This is a genomic window from Streptomyces sp. ATCC 21386 (genome assembly GCF_018728545.1).
Taxonomy (GTDB): domain Bacteria; phylum Actinomycetota; class Actinomycetes; order Streptomycetales; family Streptomycetaceae; genus Streptomyces.
Window position 1 is genome coordinate 5,045,877 of sequence record NZ_JAAVVL010000001.1, and the last position, 12,831, is coordinate 5,058,707.

Here is a 12,831-nt window from a genome sequence, read left to right on the forward strand (position 1 = left end):
CGCGCATGAGCGTGCCGGGGCTCTCGAGCCCTCTGTCAGTCGCAGCGTGGGAGGTTCAGGACCGGCATGATCGCGATCCGCGGCCGGAGACCAGGTCGGTCGGTGCGGTGAAGGCGGTGCGGTGAAGGCGGCGCGCCGGCTCTTGAGCGGGCCGGGTCGGGCCGGCTTCGGGCCGGAGGCGCGGTGTCCCCGGCCGGGACGGGGGTCGCGTCCCGGCCGGGGGCCGGTTCAACGGGCCACGGGCCGGCCGAGGCCTTCCAGAACCGGCGTTGGCGTCATCAGTCGCTCAGGCCGGGGAGGAAGGAGACCATCCTGCTGCCGCTCCGGGCGATCAGTACGTCCTCGTAGAGCAGGGCCTGGGGCATGGCGCCGTACTTGCCGGCGTCGACGTGACCGCGCCAGATCCGCTCACCGGTGTCCGCGTCGAGGCCGGACAGATCGCCGTCCGGGCCGAAGAAGTACACGACGTTCCGGTGCGGCGACACCACCGGCGTCGCCAGGTCGGTCCAGTTCGCCTCGCTGTCGGGCACCTTGATGCCGACCGGGGCGGTCCACAGGGTCTTTCCTGTCGTGAGCGAGTAGGAGGACGACTGGCCCGCGCGGGACACGGAGATCAGACGGTCCCCGACGAGGGCCTTGGCGACCGGCGTCCCCTGGACCGGGTAGGTCAGCGGGGTCTGCCTGCCGGAGCTGTCGACGACCGTCAGCCTCTCGGTCCTCGCCTTCTGCTCCTCCTTCTCGAAGACCACGCTCGTCCGCTCCGGCATCCTGGTCAGGACGATCCGGTCCCCCCAGATGCCGACGATCTGCTGCCTGCCGGGGACGGCCGTGACCTTGGTGGTCCGTCCGGTGGTCGGGTCGAGACGGAGGACCTCGGTCGGGCCGGGCTTCTTGCTCTCCGGCGAGCACAGCAGGTAGGGGACACCGCTCAGCGCCACCCGGTCGCACCAGATGCCCTTGGCCCAGCTGTGGCGCCACTTCACCTTGCCGGTCCGCGGATCGACGGCCGACAGCGTCCGGTCCCTGGGGGTGTTGGCCAGGACCGCGCCGTCGATGAGCAGGGCGGCCTGGTCGTCGCGGTTGTCACTCGCCAGCTCCACCGACCACAGCACCTTGCCGCTGTCGGTGTCCACCGCCATCAGGTCGGTGCCGGGGGCGTAGTTCCCGTCCGGCCCCTTTTCGGCGGTGTGGGCGCGGTAGGCGTAGAGCACGCCGTCGCGCACGGCGACAGGCCGGCTGGACACGGACACGGGTCCCGAGCCGTCGCCGATCGCCTTGAGCTTCCACAGCCGTTCGCCGGTGTTCGCGTCGAACTTCACGGCGTCGTACTTGTACCCGGCGCAGTACAGCGCGGAGCCGTCCACCAGACAGCCCCGGTCGACGGCGCCACGGGCGTCGGTCCGCCACGGCTGCCAGCCCTCCGGCGACTGAGCCGCCGGCCGCACAGGCCGGTCCTGGTCGCCGCCCCCGCCGCCCCCGAAACCGAACACCGCACCCACGGTGATCGCGGCCACGGCCGCCACCGTCCCCGCCACCTGCGACAAGCGGCGCCGCGCGCGCCGCCGCAGCACCTTCTCGACCAGGTCGCCGGGGGCCCGTACGCGGTCCAGGTCGACGGCGTGCAGCGTCTCCCGGACCTTCTGCTCCATCAGTTCCGTCGTCATCCCTGAACCCCCTTCGGCGTAAAGCTGAGCTGCTGCACCTGTTCCTCCGCGAGCCCGGCGGGCCCCAGTTCCGGTACGAGGGCCCGGAGCTTGGCGAGCGATCTGTGTGCCGTGCTGCGCACGGTGCCGACCGGGCACCTCAGCAGCGCCGCGACCTCGGCCTCCGGCAGGTCCTCGAAGTAGCGCAGGACGACCACGGCCCGCTGCCGCTTCGTCAGTCGCGCGAGCGCCGCCCACAGCGCGATCCGCAGCTCGGACTCCGCCCCGGCGTCGGCGTCGGTGCCCGATTCGGGCAGTACGGGCACCGTCGTCTCCGCGCGGTGCCCGCGCAGCCGCCAGCGATTGACCTGCTGGCGGTACATGACCTGGCGCACATACGCCTCGGGCTGCTCGATGCTCGACCAGCGCCCGTAGACCTTCATCAGCGCGATCTGCAGCAGATCCTCGGCTCCATGCCGGTCTCCGCCCGTGAGCAGCACCGCGAGCCGCAGCAGCGCGGTGGAGCGCATCGCTACGAACTCCCGGAACTCGTCGTGACTCGACGCTTTCATCAACCCTCCCCCTTCTCGGCACGCCTTACGACGTGCCGAGCCGCGCACGGCTATCCCTCGTCGAGGAAGATTGTGCGTCCGCTGCCGGGGACAGAAGCACGCGGCCGCCGAACGCACGGGTCCCCGCACCCCGAATGACGGGTGCGGGGACCTGTCCCACGTCCTGCTCGCCACGAGGGCGGGCGCACATGTGCCCCGGGCCCTGGTCGGCGGCCGGGTCAGCGCAGTCCGGCGAAGAGGTCGTCCTCGGGTGTGGCCGCGCCGGTGGTGTCCCGGACACGTACGAAGGTCTCCATGCCCATGAACTCGCCGAACCTCTCCTTGCCCATCTTGAGGAAGAAGATGTTCTCGCCCTGACTGGCGTGCGCGGCCAGCGCGTCGTACTTCTGACCACTGAACGCGGTGGTGTCCACCCACGTGGTGATCTCGTCGTCCGGGAGACCGATCTCGGCCATGGCGGCGGCCTCGGCGGGATCCGGTTCGGGCATGTCCGGATGGAACTCGCGCATGAGCTCGCCGAATCGCCGCATCATCGAGCGCGGCGCCGTGGTCCAGTACACCTTCGGCGTCAGCGCGGTCATGTCCAGCGCCGCCATCGTGATGCGGTGGGCCTGGATGTGGTCGGGGTGGCCGTAGAACCCGTTCTCGTCGTAGGTGACGACCACATCGGGCCGGTAGTGCCGCATGAGCTCCGCGAGGCGGGCCGCGCCCTCCTGCACGGGCGTCCGCCAGAACGACCGGGGGGCGTCGTTGCTCGGCCAGCCGATCATCCCGGAGTCGGCGTAGTCAAGCGTCTCCAGATCGCTGATCTTCAGGACGTCACAGCTCGCCTCGAGTTCCCGGCGGCGCAGCGAGGCGACCGCCGCCGGATCGTGGCCCGGCTCACCCGGTTTGACGCCTCCTGGTCCGTCACCGCAACCGCCGTCGGTACACGTCACGAGAACCGTGCGGATGCCTTCCGCCGCGTACCGCGCGAGGACTCCTCCGGTTCCGGTGGCCTCGTCGTCGGGGTGAGCGTGTACGGCCATGAGCGTCAAGGGGTGGTCAGTCATGCAACAGCCCTTCTGCAGAAGTACGTCTTGATCTCGGTGCGCGGTACGAACCTCGCGCGCCCGGAGCTCGGATCGCGAGGGAGCGGACGGACCGGTGATCCCGCGCTCCCGCCCCTCTGCCGATGCAACCGGCCCGCCGGACGCGCTGTTCCCGGCGAGACCGCTTGATTTTCCGCTCAGGGCCGGCTTTCCGCGGGCAGGCAGTCGCCGGAGGTGAAGAGCTGGGGCCATGCGCTGTTCCCCTGGTACGCCGCGACGGTCCAGTGGGTGTAGTTCCAGCGCTTGTCGCGCTTGTACTCGGCGAGCAGCCTGGGGCACGCGGTTCTGGTGACGACGTCCTGGAAGTGGGACTGCTGGGCGCGGCCGGAGAGCACCCCGGAGCCGTCCAGCGCCCACACGTACACCATCTTGTCGACGGGATCGAAACCGAGGGTGATCGCGTCGTCGTGGTCGAAGGGTTCCAGGCCGTGGCCCTCGGCGACGCGCGTGTCCCAGGCGGCGGTGATCGCTTCGACCGTGTCACCGGCGACACGGATCTCGTCCCGGTCGGCGCTGGGCAGCTCGGCGGTGACGATGCCCTCGTCCGTGCCCTGGCGCCGTCCGGCCTCCTCGCTGTAGCAGCCGGTGGTTGCTCTGCCGAAACCGAGGATCGTGGCCTCGTCCTGGCCGTCGTAGTCCTTCCAGTAGACGGAGAACCTGCCGTACGGCCAGCTGCGCGGCGCGTCCTTGAGCCGGTGGGCCAGGGTGGTGCACGCGGCCATCTCGCTCGCGCGCCGGAAGACCTCCTTGTAGTCGTCGGTGAGGGTGGAGATGGGGCCCCCGGTGACCATCACCGTCTGCGCCCGGCGGTTGAAGGTGACCGTGGGTTCCATGAACGACATGTCCTTCGTGGTGAGCATGGCGGTCACCTCGTCGACGATGTCGGCCGCGGCCTTCCGCTCCGCCGCGCCGGTGGCGTACCGGCTCGCGCCCCACTCGCCGGGGACGGGCTGGGCCTCGTCGTCCGCGCGGGTGAAGGCGGGATCGGCCACTCCGGCGAGCGGGTCGGCCGGGACGGGCACGGCCCGTGGATCGGTGACCGCCGGGCCGGTCGCCTCCGCGTCGGACACGCCGGAGGGCGACCGGGCGGCTCCCGCACCTGAACCGCCCGCACCTGAACCGCCCGCGCCCCTGGAGGCCGTCGTTCCGGCACTGGTCGCCGAGTCCCCGCCGCTCCCGTCCTGGCGGAAGGCCAGTACGCCGCCGACGACCGCGCCGACGACGGCCGCCGCGACCACGACAGCGACAACGGCCCGGCGTCGGGAGGGTTTTGCGGCAGGGACGGGTGCCGGTACGGGCCAGGAGGGGTCCTCGGGGGCCGGTACGGACCACAGCGCGGTGACCAACTCGCCGACGGACGGCAGAGCGTCACCCTCTTCCACCGCCTTGTCGTCGGCGAGCAGTTGAGTGGACTGCGCGGCCAGCAGCCGCGCGCAGGTGTCGGCGGCCTCGGCGGCGTCCGGCCGCTCGGCGGGTTCCTTGGCGAGGGCCCTCTCCAGGATCTCCCTGAGCGCGTGGGGGACACCGTCGAGATCCGGCTCGCCGGACAGGACACGGTAGGCCACCGCCTCGGGAGCGCCGCTGCCGAAAGGGAGCCGGCCGGTCGCCGCGTGGGCCACCAGCGCGCCCCAGGCGAACAGGTCGCCCTCGGCCGCGGTGACGCCGTCGCGGTAGTGCTCGGGGCTGATCCACCCGGGGGTGCCGGTCAGGATGCCGGTCCGCGTGACGCTGGTGCCGTCGGCGGCGTGTGCGATGCCGAAGTCCAGGACGCGGGGTCCGGCCGGCGTCAGCAGCACGTTCTGCGGTTTGACGTCCCGGTGCACGACGCCGGCGGCGTGGATCGCCGCGAGGGCCTGCGCGGTGCCGGTGGCGAAGGCGTACAACGTGCCCTCGCTCAGCGGTCCGTGGGCGGCCAGATGCTGGGCGAGGGTGGGGCCCGGGGCGTAGGCGGTCGCCAGCCAGGGGGCGTCGGCATCGGGGTCCGCCGCGAGGAGCGGCAGCAGGAACGGGCCCTGGACCCGGGCGGAGAGCCGCACCTCACGGCGGAACCGCGCCCGGAACTCCGGGTCCCCCGCCTGCACGGGATGGATCACCTTCACCGCCACCCGGGCGCCGTCGTCCGTGAGCGCGGCGTACACGGTTCCCATGCCGCCCGCACCGAGCCGGCCGACCACGCGGTACGGGCCGACATGGGAGGGATCACCCGGGCGAGCGGGCTGTATCCGCCCGACCGGTACAGCAGCGCTCACAGACAGTCCGATCGGTCGTGCGGGAGACGTTCGAGGCTGGATGATATCCGGCCGCCGTGCGTCTCCTCGGCGGCCGGAAACCATTGAGCACCACCACCGGCTCGTCGACATCTGCGCCGGAGGCGACGCACACGCCGCCGAACTCACGGTCCACCACTGCTCCGAACCCGGCGGTCACATCAACGAGCCGTTCGGCACCGGCCAGTTCGGCGAGACGCGCACCGGTCGACGCGTGGGTCCCGGCGCGGGAACGCTTCGATCACCGGCGCTGCAACCACGCGAACGAACGCACGCGGCGAAGCAGTCACACCCTGCGGACGCCTGCCGGGCTACGGCGCGGCTACGAGCTGGGCGGGACGGGGAAGACCATGCAGCTGCTGGTGGCGTGGGCGAGCAGCCGGTCCTCGGAGTCACGGAGCTCGGCCTGGGCCAGGGCGGTGCGGCGGCCGCTGTTGAGGACGGTGCCGATCGCGCGGACCTTGCCGGTGTCGACGGTGACCGGGCGCAGGAACTTCAGGGTCAGGTCGAGCGAGGTGTAGCCCGTGCCCCGCGGCAGCACGGACTGCACCGCACAGCCGGCCGCCGAGTCCAGGAGGGTGGCGTACACCCCGCCGTGGACGCTCCCGATCGGGTTGTAGTGCTCCTCGCCCGGCACCAGGACGAAGACCACCCGGCCGTGCTCGGCCTCCTCCAGGGTGAAGCCCAGGGTGGCGGCCACCGGCGGGGCGGGCAGCCGCCCGGCGAGTATCTCCCGCAGGAAGTCGAGGCCGCTGTGGTCACCGACGGCTCGGGCGGAGACGGTGGGGTCCTCCCACGCGAACGTACGTGACCTGCGCATTTCCACTCCCGGAGTAGCTGGCTTCTTAAAATGAAGCTAGCTGGCCACGCATCTGGCTGTCAATCGCGAAGTCAGCCTAGGATGAGCGCATGAGGTGGCTGGAGACGAGCGCGGAGAACTGCACGGTCCACCGGACGCTGGATCTGGTCGGCGAGAAGTGGTCCCTGCTGCTGCTGCGGGACGCCATGAACGGCGTACGGCGTTTCGACGACTTCCGGCGCCACGTCGGGTTGTCCGAGGCCGTCCTCGCTGACCGGCTGCGCAAGCTGGTCGCGGCCGGGATCCTGGAGACCGTCGCCTACCGCGAGCCCGGCAGCCGCACCCGGCGCGAGTACCGGCTCACGCGCAAAGGCTGGGACCTGTGGCCCGCGATGATCGCCCTCAAGCAGTGGGGCGACCGGTACACGGCCGACCCCGAGGGGCCGCCCCTGGAGGTGAGTCACGCGGACTGCGGCGACACCGTGCGGGCGGTGGTCGTCTGCGAGGAGGGTCACGGACCGCTGACCCCGCGGGAGGCCCGTACCCGCCCCGGACCCTCGGCGCGGCTCCTCGCACGGGCGGACGTCCGAGGTGACGAGGACCGGCCCGCTACGGACCGGGGTCGACCGTCTTCATCGTGAAGTGCGAGGTGACGTTCTTGAGCAGGCGAGTCAGCGTGGCCGTCGCGCTGGTGCTCACCCCGGGCGTGGATGCCGGTCGGGATCCTCACCATCCCGGCGATGACCGCCCTGCACGGGACGTCGTCACCGACCGGCACCCTCTGACGCATCAGGGCTTGACGTAGGTGCAGATGGCGAGCGGTGAGTCCGGGCCGTACGGGGCCGCGTCGGACCAGTCGCCCAGACGGCGCTCCGGTTCGAGGCCGGCGGCGCGGGCGTAGGCGTCGAACTCCTCCGGGGCGGTCAGCCGGGAGATCTCGGTGCCGACCCGGGTGGTGCCGTCGGACTCGTACCAGACGTGGGAGAGGTGCCACAGGGATCCCTCCGGCAGGAGGACGGAGTGGCTCTGCAGACCGGTGCCCGGCTCCGGATAGGGCGAGAAGTACGTGGCGCGGGCGCTGCCCTCGTGCAGGGCGATGACGGCCGGCTTGTTGTGGGTCTCGACAACCAGCCGGCCTCCGGGAGCGAGCAGATCGGCGGCGCGCTCCACGGCCTGCCGCTGCTCGTCGGGAGTCAGCAGCATGGAGAGGGTGGCGCAGATCGCGTACACGAGCCCCACGGTGCCGTCGGCGGTGTAGGTGCGGATGTCGGCGTGCACGGGCTCCACGGGGGTGTCCTCGGTGAGGTCCCGGCGCAGCAGGGCGAGCATCTCCGGTGAGGAGTCGACGCCGGTGATCCTGCCGACCCGGCGGGAGAGCGGGAGGGCGATGCGCCCGTTCCCGACGCCGAACTCGACCGTCCCCGAGGCAGGGTCGGGGTGCAGCGAGGCCAGCAGCTCCACCTCGGCGACGACGGACGCGTCGTCCGGGAAGAGACGGTGGTACCAGCCGTCGAACTGCCGGCCGTAGCCGATGTCGTCGACGATGTCTGACGTGGTGGAGGTGATGCGCTTGGTGGACGTGGTGGACGTGGTGGATGGAGTGGATGTGCTCATGGGTGGTGCCTCCGCTTCTTGGGTGTCGTGGTCCTCGGATGGGCGTTCCGTCTGGCCTGGGAGCAGGCACCGAGCAGCACCACGAGGGCGACGCCGAGAACGGCGGGGGTGCTGACGGCTCGGGTGGCGATGAGGAATCCGACGATGCCGAGGGCTACCACGGACGGGATGAGCAGAAAGTCGTTCATGAACTTCTCCTGTCGGGATGTCTTCTCCTGCGGGGGTGTCAGGACGCCAGGTCGCTGAGTTCCTGGAGCCGGGCGAGCCTGCGGTACAGCTCGCTGTGCCGGTGGAGTTCGTCGTGCGTGCCCACGGCGTGCACCCGCCCCCGGTCGAGCACGACGATCTGCTGGGCCTCGGTGACCGTGGACAGCCGGTGGGCGATGGCGATGACCGAGCAGAAGCCCGAGATCATCGCGATGCTGTCGCGCAGCGCGTTCTCCGACTCGGTGTCGAGGTTCGCGGTGGCCTCGTCCAGCAGCAGGAAACGGGGGGCCTGCAGCAACGTACGGGCGATGGCGAGGCGTTGGCGCTGGCCGCCCGACAGCCCGGCACCGCGGTCGCCGAGCGGAGTGTCCAGGCCCTGCGGCAGCGCGGCGATCACCTCGGTCAGGTTGGCCATGCGCAGTGCTTCGGCGATGTCCTTGTCGTCGGCGTCCGGCGCGCTGTAGGTGAGGTTCTCCCGGACGGTGCCGCGCAGCAGCGTGTGGTCCTGGTCGACGTAGCCCACGATGGACCGCAGCCGGTTGAGCGGCAGGTCGGTGATGTCGGTGCCGTCGATGCGGATCGTGCCGGAGACCGGGTCGAAGAGCCGCTCGATCAGCTGGAAGACCGTGGACTTGCCGCCGCCGGAGGGACCGACGACGGCGGTCAGCCCCTCGGCCGGGACGGTGAAGGAGACCCCGTCGAGGACGAGCTTGTCGCTGCCCGGATAGGAGAAGCGGACACCGTCGAAGGTGAGGCCGGGCTCGTACCCGCGCCCGAACGAGCGTGCGGCGCGGGGCCGTTCCGCCGGCCGGCCGTTCTCCGGTTCCGTCTCGACCTCGATCTTGCCCAGTTCCGCGAGCCGTTCCACCGACGCCCTGCCGATCTGGAACTGCGCGATCGACTCGAACAGCGTCAGCAACGGCGCCACCAGATAGAACAGATAGAGGATGAACGCCGTCAGATCGGCGGTCGGCATGGCCCCGGTCGCGGTGCGGGCCGCGCCCAGACCGATGACGACCGTCAGGGCGAGCTGTGTGCCGATGCTCATGGTCGGGTCGAGCAGCGACGACATCACCGTCACCTTGATCCCCGACTTCCGGGCCCGCCGCGCGATGGCCGCGATGCCCTCGGCCTCCCTCGCCTCGGCCCGCGACGCCTTCACGGTGGGCATCGCCCCCAGCACCCGCAGCAGGGCGGTGCCGAAGGTGCCCAGGTCGGTCTGGTTGCGCACCGACACCCTGCGCACCCCGCGCGCCAGGAAGAGCGAGACGACGCTGGTCGCGCCGAGACAGACCAGGGTGGCGGCCAGCAGCACGGTGTCGATCCAGGCCATCAGCACGATCCCGCCGACGACCAGGAAGCTGTTGTTGAGGATGCTGTCGATCGCGTGGGTCATCGTGGAGCGGGCCAGCATCGTGTCGCTGACCATCCGGGAGAACACATCGCCCTGCTGCATGCCGCTGTAGGCCTTGAACCGGGACCGCAGCAGCCGGGCGGCCAGGGTCCGGCGGATGTCGTAGACGATGTTCTCCCCGGCCAGCCCGATGACGTACGAGTGGGCCGCGCCGAGGAGCGCGTCGGCGATGAACAGGGCCGCGCCCACCATGATCGGGCCGGTCAGCGAGCGGCCCTCGCCGACGGCGGCGACCAGTCCACCGATGACGGCGGGCTGGGCCAGGGACGTGGCGGCGCCCACCAGACCGAGGAAGATGCCGAGCAGGACCAGGCGGCGGTGCCGCCCCATGGCCCGCCATGGTTTGGCTCCCTCACCCCACAGCAGATGCAGGTCGAGCTGGGGAACCGCCCGGTGGGCGGCGCGCCGCCCACCGCCGGGGCCGGTCTCCTTCTCCAGGTTCACCGGCGGGCCCTGCGGGCGAGTGTGCCGTCCCCGGCCGGCCGGCCGGTCACTCATCGCGTGCCCCCGGTCCCGCGGTGGCCGCCCGCTCCCGGTTCACTCGTGCTCCCTGCCGTCCTCGTCCGGTTCGGCGCGGTCCTTGGCGAGCCGCAGGCCGGCCTTGAGCAGGCCCACCGCGAGTATCAGGAGGCCGAGGAGGATGAAGGGGGTCGCGTTGTCCATGGTCACACCTTCGCGGGGGTCTTGGCCGGGGTCCGCGTCAGCGGGGTGCCCGGGGCCTGCGGATCGAGGGGAACGAACGGGGAGACGAACATCAGCTCGGGGCGGTGACGCGTGTCGAAGCCGGTGGCCCGTGCCAGGGCGAACTGGAAGCCCCGGATCTCCTCGGCCACGGGGCCCTCGGACCTGATGAGGACACGCAGGTGCTCGGTGACCATCCGGTACCCGGGTGTGCGTGCGGCGGCCTCGAAGCCGCCGAACTCCAGGGTCGGCATGATGTCGGCGCACGCGTCGAACACCCCCTTGTCCGCACGGCGCGTGGGGAACCACACGATGTGCTGGGGCTTGCGCGTCTCGGTCGAGAACGCGTCCCGCCAGGGGGAGGCGCTGCCGTCGGCGTCCACCGTGCGGTACAGGAAGTGGCTGTCGTGCATGCACGGATTGGGAGCGAAGAACCTCCAGTTGGGCACCAGCGAGAGGACGTCCTTCGAACGGAACCGGGAGAACTGCTCGAAGGGGTGCTGGCCCGCGACGGTGACGAGCAGCATGGCGGCTCCGGCGATCCGCCAGGCCGCGCCCTCCCCGGTGAACGGGTTCCGCGAGGGTGGACGGCTCGGGGTGTTCATCGTGCGGTCTCCTTGTCGAGCGTGACGGAAGGGCTGCGCCGGGGCGCCCGGGGGCCCTCGTCGAGGCGCTGGAAGAACGCGAGGACGCGGTCCGTGACCTGGCCTGCGAGACGGCTGTTGAGCAGCAGCGTGTCGTGGCCCGCCCCCTCGATGACCACCGTCTCGCTGGGCGCCCCGCGGTGCGCCTCGGCCAGTTCCCGGTGCATCAGCAGCTGGTCGGGGTCGCGGTCCACGGTCCGCTGCGCGGAGATCACCAGGCCGGGTACGCCCTCGATCGTGGGGAGTCGGCCGGGGAACGCCGCGAAGTCCTCCTGCAGCGCCTTCCATTCGCGGCGGGCCGCGTACCACATCCGAGCGTCGGCGTACTGGGCGAAGACCTTCTCCTGGTAGGCGGCGGGCAGTTCACGGATCCACCACGGGCGGGTGAGAAGGGCTCCGGTGCCCAGACGCAGGGCCCGGCTCATGGACGCGAAGGTGCCGCCCAGACCGGCGCCGGTCACCCGCTGCTGGGCGGAGCGGTTGAACTGGTCCGGGTGCGAGGAGTCGAGGTACACGACACCGTGCACCCGGTCGCCGAGGCGCTGGGTGGCCCGGCGGACGAGCTCCCCGCCGATCGAGTGGCCGACCAGGATCACCTTGCGGTGCGGTGCCACGGCGCCGTTCACCAGGTCGACGAGGTCGTCGACCGACTCCGACAGCCGGTAGACGGTGGTCGCCCTGCGGCGACTGCCCGCGTATCCGGCGCGGGCGTAGGCGATGACGCCGTACGGGGTCTCGTAGGACAGGCGCTCGCTGATCCAGGCGTAGTGCTCGCTGGTGGACAGCAGGCCCGCGGCGAGCACGAACACCGGGCGCTCGCCGTCACCCACCGACATCTCCTCGTACTGGAGCCGGTTGCCGTGCCGGGTCGTCAGGACGCGGGAGGTCCGCCAGCCCTCGGTGGCGCGGATGCGCCGCTGGACGGCGGTGCCGGCCGCCACCGCCGTCGCCCCCGCGAGCAGGGTGAGAGCGGCCGGCAGGGCGCGGTCGTCGCGCCCCGCGACGGCCGGGTGACTGCGGGGGGCCGCCGTGTAGGCGATCAGGGGGTGCATCGCGGGGAAGGCGGTGGCGAACCTGCCGAGCCCCATGAAGTAGCCGTTGGCCAGGTGGAACGCGGCGGCGCTCGCGAGGACGGGACGGGTCAGCCGGCCCTCCTTGAGATAGGCGAGCGGGAAGAGGCACTCCAGTGCCAGCACACTGTGGGCGAGCAGCCTGGCGGCTCGGGGGTTGTTCCGGATCCACGAGTGCATGCCCTCGTGGCCGTAGGTGTGGGTGCGCATCACGCCGGACAGGGCGGAGCCGTCCCGCCAGTCCGGGCCGAGCAGCTTGACCCAGCCGGAGACCAGGTAGGAGAGGTTGGACTGCAGGGCGACGTACCAGAGCAGCGCGTCCTTGGCGGCCGGGGAGGGCACCAGTCGGGCGCCGCCGGTCGCGAGCTGGACAAGGGTCGCCACCTGGTCGGCGCCGTCGCTGCCGTAATGCTGACGGGGGCCGAGCAGAGCGGAGGTCGCTCCCAGGAAGAGGCTGCCCGCCCCGCGCCAGTTCGACCTGCCAGGCAGCAGCATCGCGGTGGCGACCCCGGCCCGGGCGAGGTGCAGGGCCGTCGTGGTCCGTGGCCCACTGGCGAGGTCGACCAGCCGACGCAGCAGGGGATTCGCGTGCGCGATGCTGTCCTTGGCGATCTCCCAGTCGTTCATACCCCCCTTGTCCATCTCGTGGCGCTGGGTGAGGTATTCGAGGGACGAGGTGAGGCTCGTCGCGGCGGCCAGCCGCTCCGACGGCCCCAGCGCACGGTCCCGGCCGACCGGCAGCGGGCTGAACACCGCGGAGGCGACCTTCCTCGGCACCGCGGAAGTGATCCTTCGGACGCGTTTCATGGAACCTCTTCTCCTGATACTT

General features: G+C 71.5%; 12 protein-coding genes. 1 reads left to right on the forward strand and 11 read right to left on the reverse strand.

Annotation, left to right across the window (positions count from 1 at the left end; all coding sequences use genetic code 11):
* Window positions 1-278: 278 nt before the first annotated feature.
* From GWK25_RS21495 to GWK25_RS21515, 5 genes are all read right to left on the reverse strand, one after another.
* On the reverse strand, window positions 279-1,664 hold the full coding sequence (locus GWK25_RS21495; protein WP_215452161.1) for a PQQ-binding-like beta-propeller repeat protein: 1,386 nt from the start codon (window positions 1,662-1,664) through the stop codon (window positions 279-281).
* A complete protein-coding gene (locus tag GWK25_RS21500; RefSeq protein ID WP_215452162.1) occupies window positions 1,661-2,215 on the reverse strand; it encodes a SigE family RNA polymerase sigma factor in 555 nt (184 codons plus the stop codon). The genes GWK25_RS21495 and GWK25_RS21500 overlap by 4 nt, the downstream gene beginning before the upstream one ends.
* A 218-nt stretch (window positions 2,216-2,433) precedes the next feature.
* Window positions 2,434-3,267, reverse strand: a complete 834-nt coding sequence (locus tag GWK25_RS21505; RefSeq protein ID WP_215452163.1) for a PIG-L family deacetylase — start codon at window positions 3,265-3,267, stop codon at window positions 2,434-2,436.
* 176 nt (window positions 3,268-3,443) lie between these two features.
* Window positions 3,444-5,453: a serine/threonine-protein kinase gene (locus GWK25_RS21510; protein ID WP_251828966.1), complete on the reverse strand. Its 2,010-nt coding sequence runs from the start codon at window positions 5,451-5,453 to the stop codon at window positions 3,444-3,446.
* A gap of 442 nt (window positions 5,454-5,895) precedes the next feature.
* A complete protein-coding gene (locus GWK25_RS21515) occupies window positions 5,896-6,393 on the reverse strand; it encodes a PaaI family thioesterase (protein WP_215452165.1) in 498 nt (165 codons plus the stop codon).
* A gap of 89 nt (window positions 6,394-6,482) precedes the next feature.
* Between GWK25_RS21515 and GWK25_RS21520 the strand changes: the two genes are divergently transcribed.
* Entirely contained in the window at window positions 6,483-7,013 is a 531-nt protein-coding gene (locus GWK25_RS21520; RefSeq protein WP_215452166.1) for a helix-turn-helix domain-containing protein, read from the forward strand.
* A gap of 148 nt (window positions 7,014-7,161) precedes the next feature.
* Here GWK25_RS21520 and GWK25_RS21525 read toward each other — a convergent pair whose 3' ends face one another.
* Genes GWK25_RS21525 through GWK25_RS21545 form a run of 6 tightly spaced genes read right to left on the reverse strand, consistent with a single transcriptional unit; the run spans window position 7,162 to window position 12,809 of the window.
* Complete coding sequence (locus GWK25_RS21525; RefSeq protein WP_215452167.1) at window positions 7,162-7,986, reverse strand: trans-aconitate 2-methyltransferase; 825 nt, start codon at window positions 7,984-7,986, stop codon at window positions 7,162-7,164.
* Window positions 7,983-8,174, reverse strand: a complete 192-nt coding sequence (locus GWK25_RS21530; protein WP_215452168.1) for a hypothetical protein — start codon at window positions 8,172-8,174, stop codon at window positions 7,983-7,985. The genes GWK25_RS21525 and GWK25_RS21530 overlap by 4 nt, the downstream gene beginning before the upstream one ends.
* A 38-nt stretch (window positions 8,175-8,212) precedes the next feature.
* Window positions 8,213-10,105: an ABC transporter ATP-binding protein gene (locus tag GWK25_RS21535; protein WP_215452169.1), complete on the reverse strand. Its 1,893-nt coding sequence runs from the start codon at window positions 10,103-10,105 to the stop codon at window positions 8,213-8,215.
* Window positions 10,106-10,144: 39 nt separating this feature from the next.
* Window positions 10,145-10,270 carry a hypothetical protein gene (locus GWK25_RS44310; protein ID WP_286014539.1) on the reverse strand — a complete coding sequence of 42 codons (126 nt, stop codon included), beginning with the start codon at window positions 10,268-10,270 and terminating at the stop codon, window positions 10,145-10,147.
* Between the two features lie 2 nt (window positions 10,271-10,272).
* On the reverse strand, window positions 10,273-10,893 hold the full coding sequence (locus GWK25_RS21540; protein WP_215452170.1) for a hypothetical protein: 621 nt from the start codon (window positions 10,891-10,893) through the stop codon (window positions 10,273-10,275).
* Window positions 10,890-12,809, reverse strand: coding sequence for an alpha/beta fold hydrolase (locus GWK25_RS21545; RefSeq protein ID WP_215452171.1), 1,920 nt, complete (start codon window positions 12,807-12,809; stop codon window positions 10,890-10,892). The genes GWK25_RS21540 and GWK25_RS21545 overlap by 4 nt, the downstream gene beginning before the upstream one ends.
* Window positions 12,810-12,831: the final 22 nt, after the last annotated feature.